The organism is Chromobacterium sp. Rain0013, from assembly GCF_015291765.1.
GTDB classification, from domain to species: Bacteria; Pseudomonadota; Gammaproteobacteria; order Burkholderiales; family Chromobacteriaceae; genus Chromobacterium; species Chromobacterium haemolyticum.
Map to the genome: position 1 here is coordinate 1,477,865 of NZ_CP031514.1, position 23,488 is coordinate 1,501,352.

General features: G+C 59.9%; 24 protein-coding genes and 1 tRNA gene. 22 read left to right on the forward strand and 3 right to left on the reverse strand.

The window, feature by feature from the left end; genetic code table 11:
* Nucleotides 1-10: 10 nt before the first annotated feature.
* The 6 genes from DXT74_RS06985 (at nt 11) to arcC (ending at nt 6,888) form a co-directional block, all read left to right on the forward strand.
* Nucleotides 11-1,039, forward strand: coding sequence for a CDP-6-deoxy-delta-3,4-glucoseen reductase (locus DXT74_RS06985; RefSeq protein WP_194427620.1), 1,029 nt, complete (start codon nt 11-13; stop codon nt 1,037-1,039).
* Between the two features lie 263 nt (nt 1,040-1,302).
* Complete coding sequence (locus DXT74_RS06990; RefSeq protein ID WP_019103856.1) at nt 1,303-1,431, forward strand: DUF3149 domain-containing protein; 129 nt, start codon at nt 1,303-1,305, stop codon at nt 1,429-1,431.
* A 481-nt stretch (nt 1,432-1,912) separates the two neighbouring features.
* Entirely contained in the window at nt 1,913-3,352 is a 1,440-nt protein-coding gene (arcD, locus tag DXT74_RS06995; protein ID WP_019103857.1) for an arginine-ornithine antiporter, read from the forward strand.
* 87 nt (nt 3,353-3,439) lie between these two features.
* Nucleotides 3,440-4,672, forward strand: a complete 1,233-nt coding sequence (locus tag DXT74_RS07000; RefSeq protein ID WP_043637845.1) for an arginine deiminase — start codon at nt 3,440-3,442, stop codon at nt 4,670-4,672.
* Nucleotides 4,673-4,805: 133 nt separating this feature from the next.
* Nucleotides 4,806-5,816, forward strand: coding sequence for an ornithine carbamoyltransferase (locus DXT74_RS07005; protein ID WP_019103859.1), 1,011 nt, complete (start codon nt 4,806-4,808; stop codon nt 5,814-5,816).
* Nucleotides 5,817-5,943: 127 nt separating this feature from the next.
* The gene (gene arcC, locus DXT74_RS07010; RefSeq protein WP_194427621.1) at nt 5,944-6,888 is read left to right on the forward strand and encodes a carbamate kinase; all 945 of its coding nucleotides are present in this window, start codon (nt 5,944-5,946) and stop codon (nt 6,886-6,888) included.
* A gap of 69 nt (nt 6,889-6,957) precedes the next feature.
* Here the strand turns inward: arcC and DXT74_RS07015 are convergent, their stop codons facing one another.
* Nucleotides 6,958-7,995: a patatin-like phospholipase family protein gene (locus DXT74_RS07015; protein WP_043637837.1), complete on the reverse strand. Its 1,038-nt coding sequence runs from the start codon at nt 7,993-7,995 to the stop codon at nt 6,958-6,960.
* 318 nt (nt 7,996-8,313) lie between these two features.
* Between DXT74_RS07015 and DXT74_RS07020 the strand changes: the two genes are divergently transcribed.
* From DXT74_RS07020 to DXT74_RS07035, 4 genes are read left to right on the forward strand one after another with little or no spacing between them, the layout of a single operon-like run.
* Nucleotides 8,314-8,658 carry a PadR family transcriptional regulator gene (locus DXT74_RS07020; protein WP_019103862.1) on the forward strand — a complete coding sequence of 115 codons (345 nt, stop codon included), beginning with the start codon at nt 8,314-8,316 and terminating at the stop codon, nt 8,656-8,658.
* Nucleotides 8,655-9,743 carry a DUF1700 domain-containing protein gene (locus tag DXT74_RS07025; protein WP_052052035.1) on the forward strand — a complete coding sequence of 363 codons (1,089 nt, stop codon included), beginning with the start codon at nt 8,655-8,657 and terminating at the stop codon, nt 9,741-9,743. The genes DXT74_RS07020 and DXT74_RS07025 overlap by 4 nt, the downstream gene beginning before the upstream one ends.
* Before the next feature lie 34 nt (nt 9,744-9,777).
* Nucleotides 9,778-10,071 (forward strand): hypothetical protein, encoded by a 294-nt coding sequence (locus tag DXT74_RS07030; RefSeq protein ID WP_043591303.1) that lies wholly within the window; start codon nt 9,778-9,780, stop codon nt 10,069-10,071.
* 56 nt (nt 10,072-10,127) lie between these two features.
* Nucleotides 10,128-10,895: a hypothetical protein gene (locus DXT74_RS07035; protein WP_152596907.1), complete on the forward strand. Its 768-nt coding sequence runs from the start codon at nt 10,128-10,130 to the stop codon at nt 10,893-10,895.
* A 203-nt stretch (nt 10,896-11,098) separates the two neighbouring features.
* Here DXT74_RS07035 and DXT74_RS07040 read toward each other — a convergent pair whose 3' ends face one another.
* On the reverse strand, nt 11,099-11,647 hold the full coding sequence (locus tag DXT74_RS07040; protein ID WP_019103866.1) for an adenine phosphoribosyltransferase: 549 nt from the start codon (nt 11,645-11,647) through the stop codon (nt 11,099-11,101).
* 103 nt (nt 11,648-11,750) lie between these two features.
* Nucleotides 11,751-13,046: an NCS2 family permease gene (locus DXT74_RS07045; protein WP_043591301.1), complete on the reverse strand. Its 1,296-nt coding sequence runs from the start codon at nt 13,044-13,046 to the stop codon at nt 11,751-11,753.
* Here DXT74_RS07045 and DXT74_RS07050 point away from each other — a divergent pair.
* The 12 genes from DXT74_RS07050 (at nt 13,045) to DXT74_RS07105 (ending at nt 23,403) form a co-directional block, all read left to right on the forward strand.
* The gene (locus DXT74_RS07050; RefSeq protein ID WP_156038976.1) at nt 13,045-13,215 is read left to right on the forward strand and encodes a hypothetical protein; all 171 of its coding nucleotides are present in this window, start codon (nt 13,045-13,047) and stop codon (nt 13,213-13,215) included. The two genes, DXT74_RS07045 and DXT74_RS07050, sit on opposite strands and share 2 nt — an antisense overlap.
* A complete protein-coding gene (gmk, locus tag DXT74_RS07055) occupies nt 13,212-13,838 on the forward strand; it encodes a guanylate kinase (RefSeq protein WP_043591297.1) in 627 nt (208 codons plus the stop codon). Before DXT74_RS07050 ends, gmk begins: the two co-directional genes overlap by 4 nt.
* A 117-nt stretch (nt 13,839-13,955) precedes the next feature.
* The gene (rpoZ, locus tag DXT74_RS07060) at nt 13,956-14,162 is read left to right on the forward strand and encodes a DNA-directed RNA polymerase subunit omega (protein WP_019103869.1); all 207 of its coding nucleotides are present in this window, start codon (nt 13,956-13,958) and stop codon (nt 14,160-14,162) included.
* 20 nt (nt 14,163-14,182) lie between these two features.
* Nucleotides 14,183-16,339: a bifunctional (p)ppGpp synthetase/guanosine-3',5'-bis(diphosphate) 3'-pyrophosphohydrolase gene (locus DXT74_RS07065; protein WP_019103870.1), complete on the forward strand. Its 2,157-nt coding sequence runs from the start codon at nt 14,183-14,185 to the stop codon at nt 16,337-16,339.
* Nucleotide 16,340: 1 nt separating this feature from the next.
* A complete protein-coding gene (thiS, locus tag DXT74_RS07070) occupies nt 16,341-16,544 on the forward strand; it encodes a sulfur carrier protein ThiS (protein WP_194427622.1) in 204 nt (67 codons plus the stop codon).
* A 26-nt stretch (nt 16,545-16,570) separates the two neighbouring features.
* Nucleotides 16,571-17,365: a thiazole synthase gene (locus tag DXT74_RS07075; RefSeq protein ID WP_019103872.1), complete on the forward strand. Its 795-nt coding sequence runs from the start codon at nt 16,571-16,573 to the stop codon at nt 17,363-17,365.
* A gap of 129 nt (nt 17,366-17,494) precedes the next feature.
* Nucleotides 17,495-17,707, forward strand: coding sequence for a 30S ribosomal protein S21 (rpsU, locus tag DXT74_RS07080; RefSeq protein WP_039756346.1), 213 nt, complete (start codon nt 17,495-17,497; stop codon nt 17,705-17,707).
* Nucleotides 17,708-17,896: 189 nt separating this feature from the next.
* On the forward strand, nt 17,897-18,343 hold the full coding sequence (locus DXT74_RS07085) for a GatB/YqeY domain-containing protein (protein WP_043637828.1): 447 nt from the start codon (nt 17,897-17,899) through the stop codon (nt 18,341-18,343).
* A gap of 46 nt (nt 18,344-18,389) precedes the next feature.
* Nucleotides 18,390-20,174, forward strand: coding sequence for a DNA primase (gene dnaG, locus DXT74_RS07090; RefSeq protein ID WP_194427623.1), 1,785 nt, complete (start codon nt 18,390-18,392; stop codon nt 20,172-20,174).
* 135 nt (nt 20,175-20,309) lie between these two features.
* Entirely contained in the window at nt 20,310-22,241 is a 1,932-nt protein-coding gene (gene rpoD, locus DXT74_RS07095; RefSeq protein ID WP_194427624.1) for an RNA polymerase sigma factor RpoD, read from the forward strand.
* Between the two features lie 109 nt (nt 22,242-22,350).
* A tRNA-Ile gene (locus tag DXT74_RS07100) sits at nt 22,351-22,429 on the forward strand.
* A gap of 272 nt (nt 22,430-22,701) precedes the next feature.
* The gene (locus DXT74_RS07105) at nt 22,702-23,403 is read left to right on the forward strand and encodes an FCD domain-containing protein (RefSeq protein WP_019100596.1); all 702 of its coding nucleotides are present in this window, start codon (nt 22,702-22,704) and stop codon (nt 23,401-23,403) included.
* Nucleotides 23,404-23,488: the final 85 nt, after the last annotated feature.

The window sequence follows — 23,488 nt, forward strand, 5'->3', positions numbered from 1 at the left end:
GAGGAAACAGATGACAGCGCAGGTGAAAGTGCTCCCCAGCGGGCATACATTTGGCGTCGAGCCGCATGAAACCGTATTGGAAGCGGCTTTGCGTCAGGGAGTGGGCCTGCCCTACGGCTGCCGCGACGGGGCATGCGGCGCCTGCAAAGGCAAGGTAGTGGATGGCGAAGTGAGCCAGGATGGTTTCCAGGAAAAAGCCCTGACCGAGGCCGAACGCGCCCAGGGGCTGGCTCTGTTCTGTTGCGCCCGCCCTCAGGGCGACATCACCATCGAGGCTCGCGAAGTGGCTGGAGCGGGCGATATCCAGATCAAGACCTTGCCGTGCCGTGTAGAGAAAATCGAGAAAATCCACGACGTGGCGGTGCTCAAGCTCAAGTTGCCGGTATCGGAGCGCCTGCAGTTCAAGGCTGGTCAATACATCGACATCCTGATGAAGGATGGAAAGAAGCGCAGCTTCTCCATCGCCAACGCGCCGCATGACGACGCTTTTCTAGAGTTGCACATCCGTCATCAACCTGGCGGTTCGTTCTCCGACTACGTGTTCAGTCAGATGAAGGAACGCGAAATCATGCGCTTCAAGGGCCCGCTGGGCTCCTTCTTCCTGCGCGAGGATTCCTACAAGCCCATCCTCTTCGTGGCCAGCGGCACCGGCTTCGCGCCGGTCAAGGGCATTATCGAGCATGCGATCCACAGCGGAATCCAGCGCGAGATGGTGTTCTATTGGGGCGCGCGGACCAAGGCCGACCTCTATATGGCGGAACTGGCCGGAGCCTGGCAGGCGCAGAACCCCAACATCACCTTCATACCGGTATTGTCCGACGCGCTGCCGACAGACGAGTGGGCGGGCCGTACCGGCTTCGTTCATCAGGCGGTGCTGGAGGATTTCGAAAATTTGTCCGGCTATCAGGTTTACGCTTGCGGCGCGCCGCTGATGGTGGAGGCCGCGCACGGCAGCTTCACGCGCGAACGCGGCTTGCCGGAGGATGAATTCTTTTCCGACGCGTTTTTCCTGTCCAAGGATATGGGCGGCAGCAAGTGAGCGCATCGGCTCGACGTGGATGACGAGCGCCAATTTTTGAGATGGAACGGATCCGGACTGTATCGCTTTTCGAGCAACTGTAATGATATAAGTTGCTGATTTTTAGGAAATGAGCCCCTGGCTAGAGCCAGGGGCTTTTTATTTGTCTTGCATCAAATTTGTGAGTCATGCCATTTGATTTGGGTCAATGGGCGGGCGCCCCAACTGGCTAAGATGAGGGTCAAGAAACCTATATGGGGCGTGGCCCCGGAAAAGGAGTGGCGATGGAACTTCTGACTCTGCTTCTCTCCGACGATGTCGGCATTTTAAGCTTGGTGACCATTGTGGTGACTACCCTGGTGGTGCTAGGCGCTCTGGTGGCGATTTTCAAGAACGTGAAAAAGCCGGAGTGAGCGTCCGAGCAAACAGCATGTGTTTATCCTCTTGATGTGTGTGTTGGTGGATGCGGTGGTGGGCCGCATCCACTTTTTTTTGCGTTTTACGCCTTGTTCTTGATCCCGCGTTCTTTTATCGCTTATCACGTCGATAGGCGCTTGTCTTGATTTCTGCTTGCCGGAATATCCCCTTTCTGAATTGTCTCCCGCAATATTTCACGCAGTAATAATTAATAATTATTTAAAAGAAAAGTAAGTAAATATTTTGTGCGCTGCACATTTTATTATTTTGTCATTCTGATGGGTGGGTTCTATAAAGCTTTTGTTCTATTGCCATAGTGGGTGAGATAGGGCAGGGGAAGCTATTTGATGCAGGTCAAACGGATGTTCGACTGTTCTGGCGATCACTAAATCCGAGGTATACCATTGTCTCAGATGATAAGAATTTAATTATATAACAACAGATTTGCAGGTTAATGTACTCTCACGGAGAACGAAAATGTCTACGGAAACTGAAACCCAAGGCGGCGGCGCTCCCAAGCTCAAGCTTGGCGCGCTGACCGCTCTGGTGGTGGGCTCCATGATCGGTGGCGGCATCTTCTCGCTGCCTCAGAACATGGCGGCGGGTGCCGGAGCCGGTGCTATCTTGATCGGTTGGGTGATTACCTTCTTCGGGATGTTGACTCTGGCATTTGCCTTCCAGATGCTGGCCAACCGCAAGCCGGAAGTTGAAGGCGGCGTTTATGGCTACGCCAAGGCGGGTTTTGGCAACTACATGGGCTTCAACTCGGCCTGGGGTTACTGGATTTCAGCCTGGATCGGCAACGTATCCTATTTTGTGGTGATGTTCTCGGCGCTGGCCTTCTGGTTCCCTGTGTTCGGCGAGGGCAATACCACCACCGCCATCGTCTGCGCATCCATCCTGTTGTGGGCCTTGCACTTCCTAGTGCTGCGCGGCGTGCACGGCGCGGCCTTCATCAACACCATCACCACCGTAGCCAAACTGGTCCCGCTGGCGTTGTTCATCCTGCTGGTTATCTTCGCCTTCAAAGTGGATACCTTTAACCTGGATTTCTGGGGCTCGACCAAACTCGGCTCGGTTGTCGACCAAGTGAAGAGCACCATGTTGGTGACGGTATGGGTGTTCATCGGCATCGAAGGCGCATCGATGTTCTCCAGCCGTGCGGAAAACATGAAAGAAGTAGGCAAGGCCACTGTGATTGGTTTCCTGCTGACCATCGCCTTGCTGGTTGCGGTGTCTGTGCTGTCGCTGGGCGTCATGACCCAGGCTGAACTGGCCGCGCTGAAAAACCCGTCCACCGCCTATGTGCTGGAAAAAGCCATCGGTCCCTGGGGCGCTAACTTGATGAACGCCGGTCTGGTGATCTCCGTGGGCGGCGCGTTGCTGGCTTGGACGCTGCTGGCTTCCGAAGCGCCCTACCTGGCAGGCAAGGACGGCGTGATGCCCAAGGTATTCGGCACCACCAACGCCAATGGTTCTCCAGCCGCCTCGCTGTGGCTGACCAACGGTCTGATCCAACTGTTCCTGATCATCACGCTGTTCAGTTCCGCGGGCTACCTGGCGCTGCTGTCGCTGGCCACCTCGATGATTCTGATTCCCTACCTGCTGTGCGCCGGCTATGCCTTGCTGGTGGCCAAGCGCGGCGAGGGCTACGCCCAGGGCGAGTCCAGCGGCAAAGAGTTCGGCATCGCCACCATCGCTTCGGTCTACGGCATCTGGCTGATCTACGCCGCCGGCCTGAAGTACCTGTTCCTGTCGATGGTGTTGTACGCCCCGGGTCTGCTGTTCTACCTGTGGGCTCGCAAGGAACGCGGCGAGAAAGCGTTCACCGGTCCGGAAGCGGTACTGGCTGCGCTGATCGTGGTGGCGGGTTTGTTCGCCGGCTACGAGTTGCTCACCGGAGCGCTGACGCTCTAAGTCGGATTTAGAAGTAAGAAGATTACCGGAGGCGCGCGAGATCCTCGGGCCTCCACCAGCTCCCCCAATATCATTAAGGAGTTTGTCATGACCAAGTTTGGTGTTCATTCCGAGTGTGGCAAGTTGCGAACTGTGATGGTGTGCCGTCCCGGCCTGGCGCATAAGCGCCTGACCCCGGACAACTGCCACGGCCTGCTGTTCGACGACGTCATCTGGGTAGAGCGCGCACAGAAAGACCACGCCTACATGGTTGAGCAAATGCGCTCCCGCGGCATCGAAGTGGTGGAAGTGCACGATGCGCTGGCCAAAGTATTGGACGACAAGGCCTCCCGCGCCTGGATTCTGGATCGCAAGGTCAAGGCCGACAACGTAGGTATCGGCATGTTGCGCGACCTGCGCAGCTGGCTGGACGAAATGCCTTCGTCGCAACTGGCCGAGCATCTGGTGGGCGGCATCGCCAAGTTCGAACTGCCGTTTGATCCGAAAGGCCTGTTCGGCGGCTATCTGGACCAGTCTGAATTCGTACTGCCGCCGGTGCCTAACAGCCTGTTCCAGCGTGACCCGTCTTGCTGGATCTATGAAGGCGTCACGTTGAACCCGATGTACTGGCCGGCGCGCCGTCAGGAAACGCTGATCCTGCAATCCATCTACAAATTCCACCCGATGTTCGCCGGCAAGGTGAAAGTATGGTGGGGCGATTGCGACCAGGAGCATGGCCCGGCCACGCTGGAAGGCGGCGACGTGATGCCTATCGGCAACGGCGTGGTCCTGATCGGCATGGGGGAACGCACCAGCCCGCAGGCTGTGGTGCAAGTGGCCAAGCGCGTGCTGGGCAAGGAAGGCGGCGCCACTCGCGTGATCGCATGCCAGATGCCGAAGTCCCGCGCGGCGATGCACCTGGACACGGTGTTCAGCTTCCTGGACATCGATCTGCTGTCGCTGTTCCCGGACGTGGTGGACGATATCACATGCACCAGCATGTACGTGGGCGACCGCGAAGGCGAAATCCGTTTCGAACGCCATGAAGGCGTGCATCTGGTGGAAGTGGTGCGCCAGGCGCTGGGTCTCAAGGAAATCCGCGTGATCCAGACCGGCGGCGACGCTTACCAGCGCGAACGCGAGCAGTGGGACGACGGCAATAACGTGGTGGCGCTGGATCGCCGCGTGGTGGTGGCCTACGACCGCAACACCTATACCAACCGCCTGATGCGCGAGCACGGGGTGGAAGTGATCGAGATTCCGGCTTCCGAATTGGGCCGCGGCCGCGGCGGCGGTCACTGCATGACCTGCCCGATCACTCGCGACGAAGTGAAACTGTAATTCAGCTGTAGTGTCCCGGCCGCGGGCGCGGCCGGGAGGAAAATCCAAGATTCATGTGCAAAAAGACAGGTTGACCGCCGGTTTCCCCGGAAACGACGGCCGGCTTGCCCAGACTCTAATCAGGAGCAATATCATGGCTTTCAATCTGCGCAACCGTAACTTCCTCCGCATGCTGGACTTCACCCCGCGCGAAATCCGCTACATGCTCGACCTGGCCCGCGACCTGAAGCGCGCCAAGTACACCGGCACCGAACAGCAGCACCTGAAGGGCAAGAACATCGCCCTGATCTTTGAAAAAACCTCGACCCGCACCCGCTGCGCTTTCGAAGTGGCCTGCTACGACCAGGGCGCCAACGTGACTTACCTTGGGCCGTCCGGTTCGCAAATCGGCATCAAGGAATCGATGAAGGACACCGCCCGCGTGTTGGGCCGCATGTACGACGCGATCGAATACCGCGGCTTCGACCAGCACATGGTGGAAACCGAGCTGGCCAAGTTCGCCGGCGTGCCGGTATACAACGGCCTGACCGATGAATGGCACCCGACCCAGATGCTGGCCGACGTGCTGACCATGTGGGAAAACAGCGACAAGCCCATCTCCCAGATCAGCTACACCTACCTGGGCGACGCCCGCAACAATATGGGCAACTCCCTGCTGGTGATCGGCGCCAAGCTGGGCATGGACGTGCGCATCGGCGCGCCCAAGCATCTGTGGCCGACCGACGAGCTGGTGGCTCAGTGCCGCGAAATCGCGGCCAAGACCGGCGCGCGCATCACTTTGACCGAAGATGCCAAAGCCGCGGTCAAGGGCACCGACTTCATCCACACCGACGTATGGGTGTCCATGGGCGAGCCGGCCGAAGTCTGGGCCGAACGCATCAAGCTGCTGAAGCCTTACCAAGTGAATGCCGCGCTGATGGCAGCCGCCGAAAATCCGCAGGTGAAGTTCATGCACTGCCTGCCGGCCTACCACAACAGCGAAACCAAGGTGGGCAAGGAAATCGCCGCGCAATACCCGGACCTGGCCAACGGCATCGAAGTGACCGAGGACGTGTTCGAGTCCGAAGCTTGCATCGCTTTCGAGCAGGCCGAGAACCGCATGCACACCATCAAGGCCATCCTGGTGGCTACGCTGGGCGACTGATAGCCGCTTAGCATCATCCAGATGATCCGCCGGCCAAGGCTCCCCTGACCGGGAACCTTGGCCGGTTTCGTTTTCAAGCGCGCACGCTGTATCAGACGGTGGGCGCGGCAGTAAAAAGGAACTGAATATGCGAGTCGTCGTAGCTCTGGGCGGCAATGCCCTGCAACGTCGCGGCGAGGCCATGACCGCCGACAACCAACGCGCCAACGTTAAAGTGGCCGCGGAACAACTGGCCGGCGTGACCCGGCTGGGCCACAACCTGGTGATGTGCCACGGCAACGGGCCGCAAGTGGGCCTGCTGGGCCTGCAGAACGATGCTTATGCCCGCCATGTGGACGAAAAAGTGACGCCCTATCCGCTGGATGTGCTGGGCGCGCAGACCGAAGGCATGATCGGCTACATGGTTGAGCAGGAACTCGGCAATGTGTTGCCGTTCGAAGTGCCCATCGCCACCATCCTGACCCAGACCGAAGTGGACGCCAACGACCCGGCGTTCAAGAACCCGACCAAGTTTGTCGGCCCGGTCTACAGCAAGGAAGAAGCCGACAAGCTGGCGGCGGAAAAAGGCTGGACGGTGAAGGCCGACGGCGAATACTTCCGCCGCGTGGTGCCCAGCCCGAAACCGAAGCGCATCTTCGAAATGCGCCCGATCAAATGGCTGATCGAAAAAGGCGTGGTGGTGATTGCGGCCGGCGGCGGCGGTATTCCCACCATGTACGAGGGCGACAAGCTGGTGGGCGTGGAAGCGGTGATCGATAAGGATCTGGCCTCTGCCTTGCTGGCGCGAGAAATCGACGCCGACTACTTCGTGATCGCCACCGACGTGAAGAGCGTGTTTGTCGGTTGGGGCTCGCCGGAAGCCAAAGCGATCAAGCAGGCGCATCCGGACGAAATGGACAAGCTGGGCTTCGCAGCCGGATCGATGGGCCCGAAAGTGGAGGCCGCTTGCGAATTCGCCCGCCTGACCGGCAAGAAAGCGGTGATCGGCGCGCTGGAAGACATCGAGAAAATCGTCAAGGGCGAGGCCGGCACCGTGATTTCCACCGAGAAGGCCGGCATCAGCTGGTATTGATGCCGTCTGCGCTTAACCAAGCGTCAAGGGCTGCCGTCAGGCAGCCCTTTTTTATTGCCTCGCCTTGCTTTAGCCCAGCAGCTTGGCGCGGTGTTGGCGGAGCAGGTCCTGCCCGGCTTGATAGCCGATCTCATAGAGTTGAGACAGATTGGAGTGCGACCAGTCCAACTCCTCCGCGCGGCGTTTCGGGTCGATCAGCTTGTCGAACTGGATCTTCAGCACCTCGGTGCGCGGCCGGCCTTGGTCGTCCTTATTGTGCAGCGCCTCGAACAGCTTCAGGTCGTCGCGCGCGATTTCGGTCAGCGGGGTGATGATGGATTGCACCCAGGCGTCGTACAGACCGCGTGGCGGGTGCAATAGTCTGTCGCTGCCCAGCACGTCGAACACCAGGGTGTAGTCGATGTGCGGGTGATCGCGGAATAACTGCTTGAAGTTCAGCGTGTCTATGGCCGCGCCTTCGATGTAGTCGCCGTCGGCCAGGGGATAAGGCGGGTAGATGAAGGGAAAGGACAGCGCGGCCAGGAAATGCTCGTGGCCGATCTCGCTCTTGTCCCAGCAGCGCATCTCGCCGCGGGTGATGTTGTACGCGTTCAGGTAAAACTGCGGCGCAATGGTCTTGAGGCGGTCGAAATCCACGATTTCTTCGATGAAGGGCACGTGCGCGCACAGGCCTTGGCTGTTGGGGCCCAGATCGCTGGGGCAGAGCGTGGCCAGCAGCAGCGATGTCCAATCGGCCAGCAGGCGTTGCCAGGGGCCTTGGTCGGCTTGCTGCTGAATGGATTGCAGCAGCGGATTTTGGCTTTGCCAGCTACGCCACATGTCGGCGGCCGGGCCGGGTTTGTTGAACACCTTGTAGTTGATCGGCAGCAGCCGGTAAATCGGATCGGATACGCCTAGATCGGCCAGCCGGCGTAAATTGTCCAGCGGCGAGCCCTTGCGCGGCGCCGCGTACAAGAGGCCGACAATAGCGCCGGCGCCTGAGGTGGAGATGATGTCGAATTCGACGCCGGCCTCCATCAGCGCGACCAGCGCGCCGGCCATCAAAGTTGCGTTGGGCGCGCCGCCGCCCAAGACCAGCGCAATGCTGGGCCTGCTTGCTTTTGCCATCGAAATCCCCATTGAGAGAGTGGCCGGTTGGTGGATACCGGGCTGGTACACGGTTAGTTCAATGTCATTATTGTTGTTGAATTATGGATGGCAAGATGTATTTTGCAATGCAATATGATGTCAGTGATGACTATATGACGTGTTGCGAGAAAGCCGCAGCAAGGACTATTTGTCATTGTGTAATGAAAGATACCTTGCGGTACAAGGTAGTGGTTTGTATAGTGCAACCACAAGCAGATTGATGCCTTGGTCCAACTAGCTATCTTGTAATGCAAGGTAGTGGGGCGGGTGGGACCGGGCGGTTTCAAGGAAGGCAAGATGAAAACCCAGTTGAAGAAGGGGACCCTGGACATGTGCGTATTGGCGGTATTGGCTCAGTCCGATAGTTATGCCTACGAATTGGTCAGCACCTTGTCGCGCACGATGGAAATCAGCGAAGGGACGATCTACCCGCTGATGCGCAGGCTGCAGAACGAGTCCTGGGTCAGCACCTATCTGGTGGAATCCGCGTCCGGACCGTCGCGCAAGTATTACGCGCTGACCGAGGCGGGAAAGCGGGAACTGGAGCTGATGCGACGCGAGTGGCAGGAGTTCGTCAGCGAAGTGGACAGCGTGCTGAGTCGCCTGCCGGCGGCCGGCCAGCCAGGAGAACGACAAGCATGAATCGCAAAGTGTTTTTGGAGCAGTTGGAACAGGCCCTGGCCGGCATGCCGGCGGAGGAGATCCGTGAAATCGTCGCCGACTACCAAGAGTATTTCAGCGACGCGCAAGAAGCCGGCCGCGCCGAGGATGACGTGGTTGCCGCTTTGGGCAGCCCGCAGAAGCTGGCCAAGGAGCTAAAAGCGCAGGCGCACTACCGCCAATGGGAGAACCATCGTTCCTTCGGCAATTTGATGAGGGTGGTGGCCTCGGTTGCCGGCCTGGGCGTGCTGAATTTCTTCCTGGCGCTGCCGTTCATGCTCTACCTGCTATGCCTGTCCATAGGCTACATGGTGTCCGGCAGCCTGTTGATAGCCGGCGTGGCGCTGGTGGCGGCTTGGGGAGGCAATAGCCTGTTCGGCTGGCCGGAACTGGAGCCGAGCCTTTCGCCGGAGAACGGCAAGATCGAGTTCAAAGTTCAAGCCGAAGGGAAACCGGTGCACGGCGTGACCCTGAAACAGGGGAGGCTGTTGCTGACGCTGGAAGAAGACGAAACCGCCAGCCTGCAATTGCGAACCGGCGATCCGGTGCGAGTGAGCTACGACGGCGGGGAGCTGAAAGTGGATGCCAGCAATCCGGCGGCCAGGCAGTCGATCAAGCGAGAGGGCGAACGCTCCGTCAGCCTGGAGCGCGGGCAATTGCGCGCGCTGACGCTGACATCTGACGGCGGAGAGAGCATGGTGCTGGCCCAGGACGGGGATGGCCGCTCGCTGCGCTGGCGGATGATCTCGGAGGAAGCTTCCGTCGCCGCCGGCGAAGCCGGACAAGCCGCCGATCTGGTGCTGGGCGACGGCGAGAGCTCGCTGGTGATCAAGGATAACCGGTTGTCGCTGAAAGACGGCAAAGATCATATCGAGATCGACGGCATTCCGGGCTTGTCGCTGCAGAGTTCGGCGGCGGTCAGCGGATTCGTGTTGTTGCTGGTTGGGGGATTGGGGCTGGTGTTTTGCGTATGGCTGACGCGGCTGACTTGGCTCGGGCTGGTGCGCTACGTCCGCTACCAGATCGACTTGGTGGCGGGCAGAAGTCCGAGCGGCAAAGCGGTGTGACGAGTGATGTTTTGACTGGATTTGGGAGAGAAACATGAAACACGATGCATGCATTCAACAATTGCAACTGACCATGGAGCGCTTGCCCGAATCCGAGCTGCGCAAGATTCTCAGCGACTATCGCGAATACATTCGCGACGCGGTGGCAGACCAGCGCAATGAGAGCCGCCTGATCGCCGCGCTGGCGGACTCCCGGAGGCGCACCGTTTCGGCCTTTGCGCGCCAAGGGGGGGCGAGCGCTCAGTGGGCGCGGCTAGCCCGCCATGCTGTGGGCGGGATGGCGGCGGCTTGCGGCGTTATCGCGATGTACTGGCTGTTCATGCAGTGACGAAAACAAGCGCCGCCGGCCGCGGCGGCGGTTTCAACTTGAGAAAGGGGAACGTGATGATGCGTGAGGCAAGGCGGTTGCTGATGTTGACGGGCATGGCGTGCGGCGGAGCGGTTCACGCGGCGGAAGCGCCGATTGAAAAGCTGGTGATCAAGGGGGACGCCGCCGTGCTCAAGCTGAGTGCGGACGACAAACGGCCGTATCAGCTTGATCTGAACAAAAGCAATTGGGACGCGAAGCTGTGCAGTGCCCAAGTGCGGCGCGAAGGCGGGGTGGTCACGATCACGGTCAAGCTCAACAACAAACTGCTGGGCGCCGGCTGCGGGCTGGAGATCGCGGGCAATCTGAAACCGGGCAAGCAAGTGGAGTTGGGGCTGGTCGCGGTCAAGGGTTCGATCCGCGGCGCTTATTCTGCGATCCGGGTGGACAGCAAAGCGGTGGATCTGACGCTGGAGGGCAAGGCTGCCAGCCTCTCCATGTCCGCCGACGCGATCAGGGCGCAGGCCAAGGGCGCTTACGACAAGCTGGCGTTCAAGGGGCAGGCGTTGACGCTGGCTTTCGAGGGCAGTAGCCGCGACATGGCCTTTGACGGCCAGGCGGTGAAGGCGAAGGTGAGGCTGACCGATGCCAAGCCCAGCGGTTCCTTGTCGTTGGACGCCACCACCGGCAAGTTGGCGCTGACGCTGCCGAAGTCCGCAACGCTGCAGTACGAAGTGCGCGGCGCGGCGGCCTCGGTGGATAGCAAGTTGCCCAGCACCGCCGGCGCGCCGCTGAAGCTGAGTGCGCGCGGCCAGGCCTTGAAGGTGTCGGTGGAGGCGGATTAAGGACCTATTTACGATCTCGCGAGCAAGGGCGAGGCAAGGCGAAAACGGCTCAAAAGCGGAGTGTACACACGGTACATGAGCATTTTGAAGGTGAGCTCACCGAGCCACGTTTCACGACGGGTATTCGATCGTAAACAGGTCTAGGTCGCGGCCAAACAAAAACGGAGCCCAAGGGCTCCGTTCGCATGACGGGCGAATCCGGCTCAGTAAGCGCAGACGGTGAACAACTCCAAGCCGCCGTCGCGCACCAGCTTGCCGCCGCCCAGCTCGGGCAACTCAATGATGGCGGCGGCTTCCAACACGTCGGCGCCCATGCGCTTGAGCAGCTTGTAGCCGGCCATCATGGTGCCGCCGGTGGCCACCAGGTCGTCGATCAGGATCACGCGGTCGCCCGGCTTGCAGGCGTCGGTGTGCATTTCCACCGCGGCGTTGCCGTATTCCAGCTCGTATTCCTCTTCCACCGTGGTGAAAGGCAGCTTGCCGCGCTTGCGGATAGGCACAAAGCCTACGTTCAACTCGTAAGCCAGCACCGAGCCGATGATGAAGCCGCGCGCGTCCAGTCCGGCCACCAGGTCCACCTTCTCCATCATGTAGCGGTGCACATAGATGTCGATCAGCATGCGGAAGGTTTTGGGGTTCTGCAGCAGCGGGGTGATGTCGCGGAACATCACGCCTTGTTGCGGCCAGTTGGGCACAGTGCGGATCCAGCCTTTCAGATAGCTGGAGTAGTCGAGATTGCTAAGGTTTTCCATGGCCTTATTGTACTTCTAAATGAAGAGAATCGCCGCGCGGCCCACAAGAAAAAGCCCGCCGCGCAGCGCGGCAGGCTAGGAGTCCGCATCAATTATTGACGTTTCAGTGGAAGAAAGCCAGCTTGAAGATCCACAGCGCGGCGATGACCAACACCGGCAGTTTCAGGTCGGAGAAACGACCGGCCAGGATCTTGATCACCGCATAGCTGATGAAGCCGAAGGCGATGCCGTCGGCGATGGAGAAAGTGAACGGCATCGCCAGCGCGGTCATCACCGCCGGCGCGGATTCGGTCAGATCGCTCCAGTCGATCTCGGCCAGGCCGCGAGCCATCAGCACCGCCACGTAGCACAGCGCCGGCGCGGTGGCGTAGGCTGGCACGGTGGCGGCCAAAGGCGACAGCCACAGCGAGGCCAGGAACAGCAGCGCCACCACCATGGCGGTCAGGCCGGTGCGGCCGCCCACGGCGGTGCCGGCGGCGGATTCCACATAGGCGGTGGTGGACGAAGTACCCATCACTGCGCCGGCGGTGATCGCCACCGAATCAGCCAGCAGCGCGCGCTTCAGGCGCGGCAATTTGCCGTCCTTGAGCAGGCCGGCGCGATGGGATACGCCCACCAAAGTGCCGGTGGTGTCGAACAAATCCACGAAGAAGAACACGAAGATCACGCCGATCAGGCCGGCTTGCAGCGCGCCGGCGATATCCATCTTCATGAAGGTGGGCGCCATGCTGGGCACCGGCGCCACCACGCCCTTGAACGGAGACAAGCCCATGGCGATGGACAGCACCGTCACCACCAGGATGCCGATGATGATGGAGCCCGGCACCTTGCGGTATTCCAGCGCCACGATCAGGAAAAAGCCCAGGACGGCCAGCAGGGTGGTGGGTTTGTGGATGTCGCCCAGGGTCAGATAGGTTTCCGGGTGCGGCGCGATCACGCCGGCGTTCTTCAGCGCGATGATGGCCAGGAACATGCCTACGCCGGCGGAAATGGCGAATTTCAGCGATTGCGGGATGGCGTTGACGATGGCCTCGCGCACGCGGAACAGGCTCACCGCCAGGAACACGATGCCGGAGATGAACACCGCGCCCAGCGCGGTTTCCCAAGAGAGCCCCATGCCCTTGACCACGCTGAAGGTGAAGTAGGCGTTCAGACCCATGCCCGGCGCCAGCGCGATTGGGTAATTGGCCACCAGGCCCATGATGGAGGTGCCGAGGGCGGCGGCCAGACAGGTGGCCACGAAGACGGCGTTCAAGTCCATGCCGGTGCTCGACAGGATCAGCGGGTTGACCAGGATGATGTAAGCCATGGTCAAGAAGGTGGTAAAGCCGGCGATGACTTCGGTCTTCACCGTGGTGCCGTGTTCTTTCAGCTTGAAGAAGCTGTCAAGGAATTGCATGGCGAAACGCGCTCCAAGGGAGATAGGTAGGAAAAAAACGAGCCATTTTATTCAGCCTGAAGAGATTTACCTAAATCTTGATGTGAAAATAACTTGGCGATTAACAGCAACAGCCCGCTTATGGTATTCTGGAGAATTACTCATTTGGCAGGAAAGCGCCTTTTCATGAGCCAGCCAACCGGTAATATCTTTATCGTGGTCGCTCCTTCCGGCGCGGGGAAAACCTCGCTGGTCACGGCCTTGCTCCAGGCGGAGCCATCCGTGGAGCTGTCCATTTCTTATAGCACGCGCGCGCCGCGCAAGGGCGAGGTGGACGGCAAGCATTACCATTTCGTCGATCAGGCCACGTTCAAGTCCATGATAGAGCGCGGCGATTTCCTCGAGTACGCGGAAGTCTACGGCAACTATTACGGCACCAGCGCGCCGTGGATACGCAGCCGCCTGGACGTGGGGCAGGACATCCTGCTGGAAATCGATTGGCAGGGCGCCGAGCAGGTGCGCAAGGTCTTTCCCGAGGCGATCGGCATTTTCATCGCGCCGCCGTCTATCGAAGAACTGGAGCGCCGGCTGCGCGGCCGCGCCACCGACAGCGAGGATGTGATCCGCCGCCGGCTGGCCTCCGCTCGCGCAGAGATCGACAAGATCGCCGAGTACGACTACATCGTGGTCAACGACGATTTCGAACGCGCTCGCCTCGATTTGATCAGCGTCGTGCGCGCCAATCGGCTGCGCAGCGCCATCCAGTGCCGCAAGCTGGCGGCGATGCTGGCGCGGATGGGACAGGCCGGCTGATCCGTCCGTTTGTTGGTGAGTCGACTAAAATTTAGATATAGTGATCCCTCTGGGCGTTGTTGCCGCCGCAAGAACGGCGACCGACAATGCCCTTGGCAACTTTGAGAAAGAAAGCATATGGCCCGTATTACTGTTGACGATTGCCTGGACCGCATCCAGAACCGTTTCGACCTGACCCTGGCCGCAGCCTACCGCGCCCGTCAAGTGGCTTCCGGCGCCAGCCCCTTCGTTGAAGCCGGCCGCCATAAGCCCACCGTTGTCGCGCTGCGTGAAATCGCCGCCGGCCATGTTGGCAAGGAAGTTCTGAGCCGCGGCAAAGCCTGATTGCAAGTGGGTGGTGGGTTATGGCAACCGGCATCGAGGATGAAATCGACTATAACGCCCTGATCGACAGCGAAGCGCAAGCGTTTTTCGAGTCTGTCGCGCGTTATCTCAAGCCGGAGGACGTCCAGCTGTTGCGGCAGGCTTTCGAGGTCAGCCGCGCGGCGCACGAAGGGCAAACCCGCAAGAGCGGCGAACCTTACATCACCCACCCGCTGGCGGTGGCCGGCATGCTGGCCGAGTGGCGGCTGGACGTGCAGGGGCTCGCCGCCGCATTGCTCCACGATGTGCTGGAAGACACCGGCGTCACCAAGCCGACGCTGATCGAAAAGTTCGGCAAGATCATCGCCGATCTGGTGGACGGCCTTTCCAAGCTGGAGAGGCTGGAATACCAGACCAAGGAAACCGCGCAAGCGGAAAGCTTCCGCAAAATGGTGCTGGCGATGGCGCGCGATATCCGCGTCATCATCGTCAAGCTGGCGGACCGCCTGCACAATATGCGCACGCTGGACTCGATGCGCGAAGACAAGCGGCGACGCATCGCGCTGGAAACCCTGGAGATCTACGCGCCGATCGCCAATCGCATCGGCCTCAACAAGGTTTATCGCGAACTCCAGGACCTGGCGTTCAAGCACCTGCATCCGCATCGCTACGGCGTGCTGTCCAAGGCGGTGCGCGCCGCGCGCGGCAACCGCCGCGAAGTGGTGACCAAGATTTTGCAGTCCGTCAGTCAGAAGCTGGTGCAAAGCAATATCGAAGCCACGATCAAGGGGCGGGAGAAAAACCTCTACAGCATCTACAAGAAAATGCAGGAAAAACACCTGTCGTTTTCCGAGGTGCTGGACATTTACGGCTTCCGCGTCGTCGTCAACGACATCCCGGGCTGTTACCTGGCGCTGGGCGCCTTGCACAGTCTGTACAAGCCGATTCCCGGCAAATTCAAGGATTACATCGCCATTCCCAAGGGCAATGGCTACCAGAGCCTGCACACCACCTTGTTCGGCCCCTATGGCACGCCGGTGGAGATGCAGATCCGCACCCGCGAGATGAATAGCGTGGCCGAGGCCGGCGTGGCCTCGCACTGGATGTACAAGAGCGGCGATGGTGTTAACACCGCCCAGCAGCGCACCCATCAGTGGCTGCAGAAAATCATGGACATGCAGGAGGAGAGCGACGATCCGGTCGAATTCCTCGAGCATATCAAGATCGACCTGTTCCCGGACGAGGTCTACGTATTCACGCCCAAGGGCAAGATCATGGTGATGCCTCAGGGCGCGACGCCGGTGGACTTCGCCTACGCGGTGCACACCGACATCGGCCATCGCTGCATCGCCGCGCGCGTCAATCACGCGTTGGTGCCTTTGCGCACCGTGCTACGCAACGGCGATACCGTGGAAATCATTACCTCCACCCAGGCCAAGCCCAATCCGTCCTGGCTGACCTTCGTGCAGAGCGGGCGGGCGCGCTCCGGCATTCGCAACTATCTGAAGAGCCTGCAGCAGGAAGAGGCGGTGGGCTTGGGCGAGAAGCTGCTCAAGCAAGCGATAGGCGCGCTGGCGGTGACGCCGTTGGCGCTGAGCGATGAGCTGTGGGTGGAGTATCTGGCCGCTTTCGGCGAGAAGCTCGCTTCTCATCAAGACGTGCTGGCCGATATCGGCGCGGGCAAGCTGATGCCCATCGTGGTGGCGCGGCGCTTGCTGGAGCTGGCTGGCGAACGGCTGGGCGAGGAGGTGAAAGTGGGTCCCGTGACCATACGCGGCAACGAGGGCGGCATGGTGCAGCTGTCGCCGTGCTGCAACCCGCTTCCGGGCGACGAGATTCTGGGCGTGATCACCAAGGGCCAGGGCCTGGTTATCCACCGCAAGGGGTGTCCGAACGCGCGGCGGGCGGATCACGACAAGCTTCTCGACGTCAATTGGGAAGCGCAACGCGACCGTATGTTCGGCGTCACCGTTGGCGTGTTGTCCCGCAACGAGCGCGGCGCGCTGGCGGATATCGCCACCGCGATCTCGCAGGCTTCGGCCAATATCGAAAGCGCCGACACCCAGGACAGCAGCCGCGATGGCGACGGTCTGTTCAATATCCACTTCCGCTTGCAGGTGGAGGGCGTCGAGCACCTGGAGCGGGTGCTGAGCGCTATTCGCGTGCTGCCGGTGGTGCAGCGCGTGCAACGGAGATGAGATGCTGAAACTCAAGATCAACGGCGAGGGCCGCGAACTGGCCGACGTAGCCAACGTGGCCGAGCTGGTGGCGGCGCTGGACCTTGCCGGCAAGCGCGTGGCGCTGGAAAAGAATGGCGAGATCGTGCCGCGCAGCCAGTATCCGGCCACCGGACTGGCCGACGGCGACGAACTCGAAATCGTGGTGGCCGTCGGCGGAGGCTGAGCGGCAAAGCTGATAGAGGTGCAGGAGTGGCGGATCAACTGATCATCGCAGGCAAGGCTTACAATTCGCGTTTGCTGGTGGGGACCGGCAAGTATCGGGATTTTGAGGAGACGGCGCAGGCGCTCGACGCGTCGGGAACGGAAATCGTCACCGTCGCCATTCGCCGAGTCAACCTGGGACAGAACGCCGGCGAACCCAATTTGCTGGACTTTTTGCCCAAAAACCGGTATAACCTTCTCCCCAATACGGCGGGATGTTATTCCGCCGTCGATGCCATTCGCACTTTGCGCCTGGCCAGAGAGCTTCTGGACGACCATCGTTTTGTCAAGCTGGAAGTGCTGGGCGATCCGAATACCTTGTTCCCCAACGTCAAGGAAACCCTTAAAGCGGCTGAAGTATTGGTGGCCGAGGGGTTCGACGTCATGGTGTATACCTCGGATGATCCCATTATCGCCCGCGAGTTGGAGCAAATAGGCTGCTGCGCCATCATGCCGCTGGCCAGCCTGATTGGTTCCGGGATGGGGATTCTGAATCCGTGGAATTTGAAGTTGATTATTGAGCAGTCCAAGGTTCCCGTGCTGGTTGACGCCGGCGTCGGCACCGCTTCCGACGCGGCAATCGCGATGGAACTGGGCTGCGATGGCGTGCTGATGAACACCGCGATTGCCGCCGCGCAACAACCGGTGTTGATGGCGCACGCCATGAAACAGGCTGTAGAAGCAGGCCGCTCGGCATATCTTGCCGGCCGGATGCCGAAACGTTTTTATAGTGCAGTACCTAGTTCTCCTAGTGAGGGGGTGATTTCTTCCGTCAAGCCGTGATGCGTAAAGCGCCACAGATTGCTTGGTCGGAACGCTTCAGACTTTTCCAAACCGCGTAACGTTGTTAAAATGCTGTTTTTTATAGCCCCAGTCACGTCTGGGCGCTAGGAACTAAGGATACTAGATTCAATGCCGAACATTCGTGTTAAAGAGAACGAGCCGTTTGAAGTTGCAATGCGTCGCTTCAAGCGCGCGGTGGAAAAAACCGGTCTGCTGACCGAACTGCGCGCCCGCGAGTTCTACGAAAAACCGACTGCCGAGCGCAAGCGCAAGCACGCCGCTGCTGTTAAGCGCCACTACAAGCGCATCCGCAGCCAAATGCTGCCGCCGAAACTCTACTAAGAGTTCGTCTGGTCAGTAAGCAGGACCGCAGGCCTAGCCTGCGGTTTTGCCATTTGTAGTTCCCCGTTAGCAGACTCTGACGGCATGGGTTTTGAGCTTTTCAAAACCAATGTCATCAGGGTTTGACTCTCTCTCAAGTGCGCACTCGCCGCCCGCGACGGGTGGCGGTCATCTTCCGGAAAGCAAGCAATGAGCCTCAAGCAGCGAATCAGCGACGACATGAAATCTGCAATGAAAGCGCGGGAAAGCGACAAACTGGCGGCCATCCGCCTGTTGCTGGCGGCCATCAAGCAGAAGGAAGTGGACGAGCGGGTGGAGCTGGACGACGCCGGCGTTGTGGCCGTCATCGACAAGATGCTCAAGCAGCGCCGTGATTCGATCAGCCAGTACGAGGCGGCTCAGCGCCAGGACCTGGCCGACAAGGAAAAATTCGAGATGGACGTGCTGATGGCCTATATGCCGCAGCAACTGTCCGCCGAGGAGATTGACGTTCTGGTGGCCAAGGCCGTAGCGGACAGCGGCGCCGCCGGCATGCAGGACATGGGCAAGGTGATGGGGCTGCTGCGGCCGCAATTGGCCGGCCGTGCCGACATGGCGCAGGTGTCCGCCTGCATCAAGGCCAAGCTGGCCGGTTGAGCCCGCTTCGGGCCGCTTTGTCGGCCCGAGCCAACGGTGACCTTGCTTGATCCCTCAGGATTTTGTTGATCAGTTGTTGTCCCGCGTCGATATCGTCGACGTGGTGGATCGTTACGTCCCTTTGAAAAAGGGTGGCCAGAACTATCTGGCCTGCTGCCCGTTTCATAAGGAAAAGTCGCCGTCGTTCACGGTGAGTCCGTCCAAGCAGTTTTATCACTGCTTTGGCTGCGGCGCTCACGGTTCGGCCATCGGCTTCGTGATGGAATACCAAGGGCTGGGCTTCGTCGACGCCGTGAAGCTGCTGGCGGAAGGCATCGGCATGCAGGTGCCGGACAGCCGCGCTCACGCCAATCCAGAGGCCAGCCGCGCCGCGCGCGAACGCAAGCTGTCGCTGGAGCAGATGATGCAAATGGCGGCAGGCTACTACAAACAGCAGCTGAAGTCCGCGCCCAACGCCATTTCCTATCTGAAAGGCCGGGGTTTGAGCGGCGAAGTGGCCGGTCGCTTCGGCCTTGGCTTCGCCCCGGACGGCTGGCAGAACCTGGAGACGGTTTTTCCGGATTACCAGGACGACAAGCTGGTTGATACCGGCTTGGTCATCGTCAACGAAGAGAAGGGCCAGCGTTACGACCGATTCCGCGATCGGGTGATGTTCCCGATCCGCAACCAGCGCGGCGCCATCATCGGCTTTGGCGGCCGGGTGATGGGCAAGGGCGAGCCCAAGTACCTGAACTCGCCGGAAACGCCCTTGTTCGAGAAGGGCCGGGAACTGTACGGCCTCTACGAGGCGCGCCAGGCGATACGGGATAAAAACCGCGTGCTGGTGGTCGAAGGCTATATGGATGTGGTGGCGCTGGCTCAATTTGGAGTCGGCTATGCGGTGGCCACGCTGGGTACCGCCACCACCGGCGAACACGTGCGCAAGTTGATGCGCCACGCCGACCAAGTTTACTTCTGTTTCGATGGCGATAAGGCTGGCCAAAAGGCCGCCTGGCGAGCGCTGGAAAGCAGCCTGCCGCAATTGCAGGACGGCAAGGCGTTGAATTTTCTGTTCCTGCCGCAGGAACATGACCCGGACAGCTATATCCGCGAGTTCGGCGCCGAGGCCTTTGAAAAAGTATTGGAAGAGCAGAGCTTGCCTCTGTCTGTTTATTTCACCCGCGAATTGTGTCGCGAGGTGAACCTGACCACGCCGGAAGGCAAGGCCGATCTGATCCGTCAGGCCGCGCCCCTTCTGGCGCAGATTGCCGCTCCGGCCCTGGGCTTCATCATCAAGAAAAGACTGGCGGAACTCGCCGGTGTGGATGTCGACGAATTCGACATGTTGACGACGGGCCAACGGAAGTCGGAGCGCAAAGGCAAGCGGGAGCACCGTTTGCCGGAGGTATCGCATCGCCCGCCACAGTCCTCCATGGTGACGCGCCTGATCAAATGGCTGCTATTGAACCCTGGTTGGGCCGGCGATGTGCGTTTGCCGGACAGTATGGCACTGTCCGACGAGCTTGCCTGTTTTGCCATGTTGGCCGAATGCGTGCAAGGGCACGACCAGCCGCCGAATACGGCGCAATTGATGGAAAGCCTGCGCGGCACTCCATACGAAGGGCTGGTGGATAGTGTTCTGCAGCAGGCCATGCAGGACCCGGACGAGTTCGCCGATCCCAGCGAGGAAGATAGACAGCAGTTTCAGGACGGCGCTGCCAAGCTCCTGAAAATGCTGCATCAAACTCAGGTGGAACGGCTAAAACAAAAGGACCGGAACGAAGGCCTGACTCCGGAAGAAGTCAGATTGCTAGGGGAATTGCTGCGGGATTTGCTGGCGCCAAACGCTTGACGTTGTCGCCGCCCCGGCAGATTGCCGAAAGCGATGCCGTGGCTTTAAAAGCGCCCCGCAGGGCTACACAAACAGCGTTGTTTGCTTGTGTTATTATCAACTGTTTTTTTCGGCTTATTTCAAGCAGGAAGCGAAATGGCGGCCTCTCCCGAAAATCAAAAAGACGTGCAGGAAAACGAAACCGAAGTGATGAGCCTGGAAGAGCAGCGTAAACGCCTGCGCCAGCTGATCGCCTTGGGTAAAGAGCGTGGGTATCTGACCTACGCGGAAATCAACGACCACCTGCCGGAAGATGTGTCCGACGCAGAGCAGATCGAAAACATCATCACGATGATTTCCGGTCTGGGCATCCAGGTTTACGACGAAGCGCCGGATGCGGACACCCTGCTGATGTCCGACGCCACTCCGCCGGTGGCCGATGAAGACGCCGTGGAAGAAGCCGAAGCGGCGCTGTCCTCGGTGGATTCCGAATTTGGCCGCACCACGGATCCGGTGCGCATGTATATGCGCGAAATGGGTTCGGTGGAGTTGCTGACCCGCGAAGGCGAGATCGAAATCGCCAAGCGGATCGAAGACGGCCTGAAGTACATGATCCAGGCGATTTCGGCTTGTCCGGGCACCATCGCCGAAGTGTTGGAGCTGGTGGAACGCGTCGGCCGCGACGAAGTGCGCGTGGACGAGGTGGTTGATGGCTTCATCGATCTGAACGCGCCGTCCGAGGAGGAGGCCGCGTTCGCCGCGCAGGCGGACGAGGACGAGTTGCTCGACGCCGAGGCCGAAGAGGAAGAGGAAGAAGAGGAGGAGGAAGGCGACGCCGCCGACGCCGCCGGTATCAACCTCGAAGAGTTGAAGCAGCATGCACTGGAGCACTTCGCCGGCGTGCGCATGTTGTTTGACAAGATGGTCAAGGTGCTTGCCGCCAAGGGTGCGCAGAGCAAGGAATACCTGGAGCTGCAAGACGCGATCACCACTGAGTTCATGCTGGTGCGCTTCTCCACCCGCCAAGTGGAAAGCCTGTGTGATTCGCTGCGCAGCCGCGTCAACGAAATCCGCACTTACGAGCGTGACATCCAGGATATCTGTGTCAGCCGCGTGCGCATGGAGCGTGCTCACTTCATCAAGGTGTTCCCTGGCAACGAGACCAATCTTGATTGGGTGGAAAACGAGATCCATTCGGGCAAGGGCTGGGCGGAGGCGTTGACCCGCTTCAAACACGCGATCATCGAGAAGCAGACCAAGCTGTCCGAGTTGCAGGATCGCGCGATGCTGCCGATCAAGGCGCTTAAGGAAATCAATCGCCAGATGTCGGCGGGCGAATCCAAGGCGCGCCGCGCCAAGAAAGAGATGATCGAGGCCAACCTGCGTCTGGTGATCTCCATCGCCAAGAAGTACACCAACCGCGGCCTGCAGTTCCTCGATCTGATCCAGGAAGGCAATATCGGTTTGATGAAGGCGGTGGACAAGTTCGAATACCGCCGCGGCTACAAGTTCTCGACCTACGCCACCTGGTGGATTCGCCAGGCGATCACCCGCTCCATCGCGGACCAGGCGCGCACCATTCGTATTCCGGTGCACATGATCGAGACCATCAACAAGATGAATCGCATCAGCCGTCAGATTCTGCAGGAAACCGGCCATGAGCCGGACCCGGCCGAGCTGGCGGAAAAGATGGAGATGCCGGAAGAGAAGATTCGCAAGATCATGAAGATTTCCAAGGAGCCCATCTCCATGGAAACCCCGATCGGCGACGACGACGATTCCCATCTTGGCGATTTCATCGAAGACCAGAACAACCTGGCGCCGTCCGACGCTGCGATGTATTCCAGCCTGAAGGACGCCACCAAGGAAGTGCTGGACACGCTGACCCCGCGTGAGGCCAAGGTGTTGCGCATGCGTTTCGGCATCGACATGAACACCGACCACACGCTGGAAGAGGTGGGCAAGCAGTTCGACGTGACTCGCGAGCGCATCCGCCAGATCGAAGCCAAGGCTCTGCGCAAGCTGCGTCACCCGACCCGTTCGGAACGTCTGCGCAGCTTCCTGGACAACGAGCCGGGCGGTCAGTGATTCGATGTGACTCCGGTTTAGGCTAACAGCCTGCGCCGGACGAAAACCCCAAGCCGTCGGTATTAGACGCTTGGGGTTTTGCTTTTGGGCTGGTATAATGCGCAACTCTGGGCCTCTAGCTCATGCTTGGTTAGAGCAGCGGACTCATAATCCGTTGGTGCGGGGTTCGACTCCCCGGGGGCCCACCAAGACTTCCACACTAAACACGGCGGTTCTTGGCGATTCAAATCAGAAGCCGACGCTTAGGTCGGCTTTTTTGTTTTGGTCGGCCGCTCCGTTATTGCCACCTCGCCCGTCTCTTTGTTGAATGCTTCCCTGATTGCGGATTTCCATGCCGGATAGGCGTAGCTTTTAGCTATTTCCCCCCTGTTCCGATGGGGAAAATCAATATGCGACGTCGTTTTCAGTTACTATCTAGCGTTTCGCGCGTTATTGCGCGCTCTCATGTGGAAAAAACCGAATGCCACAGAAGGAAAAAAAAGCGGCAAGCAGTAACGCCACATTGGCCGACAAGGTATTCCAGGAGTTGCGACGGGACATTCTGTTGGGCGTATACCGCCCGTCGCAGAAATTGCTGTTGCATGACCTCAAGGCGCGTTACGACGCCGGAGGCTCTCCGATCCGGGAGGCGCTGTTGCGCCTGAGCTGGTGCAAATACGTGGTGATGGAGCCGCAGCGCGGTTTTTGGGTGGCGCCGATTTCCCGCCATGAGCTTTACGACATTCTGCTGGTGCGCCGAGTGCTGGCGGAGGAGGCGGTGCGCCGCTCGCTGGAGCAGGGAGACGAGGCATGGGAACTGGAGGTGTTGGCCAGCTACCACCGTTTGAGCCGAATAGATCTGAACGACGCGGATGTGGATCTTCAGGACTGGGCGGACCGCCACATGGCGTTCCACCTGGCCATCATCAGCGGCAGCCACTCGCCGGTGATTGTGGAGGTGATGGAGTCCTTGTACAACCGCTTGGAGCGCTATCGGCATATCTGGTTTGATCCGGCTTTGCCGTCCTCCAAGCGTTACAGCGACGAGGGTGAGCATCAGGCCATCATGCAGGCCGTGTTGGCCAGGGATGCGGACCGGACCTTGCAATTGCTGGATCAGCACTATTCCCACGTGATGCAGGTGGTGGAAGGATTAAGCACGGAAGCCTTCCAGCCCCGCTAGTTCGTTGGCCGATTCGAGGCCGGCGGCCCCGCCCGTTCGCCGTCAGGCTTGGGGCGGGGCGAGCCCGGCGCTTCAGCGTCCGGGC

What these genes read in the sequence shown, in the direction of transcription:
- thiS (WP_194427622.1), top strand. Translation starts at nt 16,341, where the DNA reads ATGCTGAAACTCAAGATCAACGGCGAGGGCCGCGAACTGGCCGACGTA.
- DXT74_RS07040 (WP_019103866.1), bottom strand. Translation starts at nt 11,647, where the DNA reads ATGGAAAACCTTAGCAATCTCGACTACTCCAGCTATCTGAAAGGCTGG.
- DXT74_RS07045 (WP_043591301.1), bottom strand. Translation starts at nt 13,046, where the DNA reads ATGCAATTCCTTGACAGCTTCTTCAAGCTGAAAGAACACGGCACCACG.
- DXT74_RS07000 (WP_043637845.1), top strand. Translation starts at nt 3,440, where the DNA reads ATGACCAAGTTTGGTGTTCATTCCGAGTGTGGCAAGTTGCGAACTGTG.
- arcC (WP_194427621.1), top strand. Translation starts at nt 5,944, where the DNA reads ATGCGAGTCGTCGTAGCTCTGGGCGGCAATGCCCTGCAACGTCGCGGC.
- rpoD (WP_194427624.1), top strand. Translation starts at nt 20,310, where the DNA reads ATGGCGGCCTCTCCCGAAAATCAAAAAGACGTGCAGGAAAACGAAACC.
- rpsU (WP_039756346.1), top strand. Translation starts at nt 17,495, where the DNA reads ATGCCGAACATTCGTGTTAAAGAGAACGAGCCGTTTGAAGTTGCAATG.
- rpoZ (WP_019103869.1), top strand. Translation starts at nt 13,956, where the DNA reads ATGGCCCGTATTACTGTTGACGATTGCCTGGACCGCATCCAGAACCGT.
- DXT74_RS07025 (WP_052052035.1), top strand. Translation starts at nt 8,655, where the DNA reads ATGAATCGCAAAGTGTTTTTGGAGCAGTTGGAACAGGCCCTGGCCGGC.
- gmk (WP_043591297.1), top strand. Translation starts at nt 13,212, where the DNA reads ATGAGCCAGCCAACCGGTAATATCTTTATCGTGGTCGCTCCTTCCGGC.
- DXT74_RS06985 (WP_194427620.1), top strand. Translation starts at nt 11, where the DNA reads ATGACAGCGCAGGTGAAAGTGCTCCCCAGCGGGCATACATTTGGCGTC.
- DXT74_RS07005 (WP_019103859.1), top strand. Translation starts at nt 4,806, where the DNA reads ATGGCTTTCAATCTGCGCAACCGTAACTTCCTCCGCATGCTGGACTTC.
- DXT74_RS07085 (WP_043637828.1), top strand. Translation starts at nt 17,897, where the DNA reads ATGAGCCTCAAGCAGCGAATCAGCGACGACATGAAATCTGCAATGAAA.
- DXT74_RS06990 (WP_019103856.1), top strand. Translation starts at nt 1,303, where the DNA reads ATGGAACTTCTGACTCTGCTTCTCTCCGACGATGTCGGCATTTTAAGC.
- DXT74_RS07015 (WP_043637837.1), bottom strand. Translation starts at nt 7,995, where the DNA reads ATGGCAAAAGCAAGCAGGCCCAGCATTGCGCTGGTCTTGGGCGGCGGC.
- DXT74_RS07035 (WP_152596907.1), top strand. Translation starts at nt 10,128, where the DNA reads ATGATGCGTGAGGCAAGGCGGTTGCTGATGTTGACGGGCATGGCGTGC.
- DXT74_RS07030 (WP_043591303.1), top strand. Translation starts at nt 9,778, where the DNA reads ATGAAACACGATGCATGCATTCAACAATTGCAACTGACCATGGAGCGC.
- DXT74_RS07020 (WP_019103862.1), top strand. Translation starts at nt 8,314, where the DNA reads ATGAAAACCCAGTTGAAGAAGGGGACCCTGGACATGTGCGTATTGGCG.
- DXT74_RS07050 (WP_156038976.1), top strand. Translation starts at nt 13,045, where the DNA reads ATGGCGAAACGCGCTCCAAGGGAGATAGGTAGGAAAAAAACGAGCCAT.
- arcD (WP_019103857.1), top strand. Translation starts at nt 1,913, where the DNA reads ATGTCTACGGAAACTGAAACCCAAGGCGGCGGCGCTCCCAAGCTCAAG.
- DXT74_RS07105 (WP_019100596.1), top strand. Translation starts at nt 22,702, where the DNA reads ATGCCACAGAAGGAAAAAAAAGCGGCAAGCAGTAACGCCACATTGGCC.
- DXT74_RS07065 (WP_019103870.1), top strand. Translation starts at nt 14,183, where the DNA reads ATGGCAACCGGCATCGAGGATGAAATCGACTATAACGCCCTGATCGAC.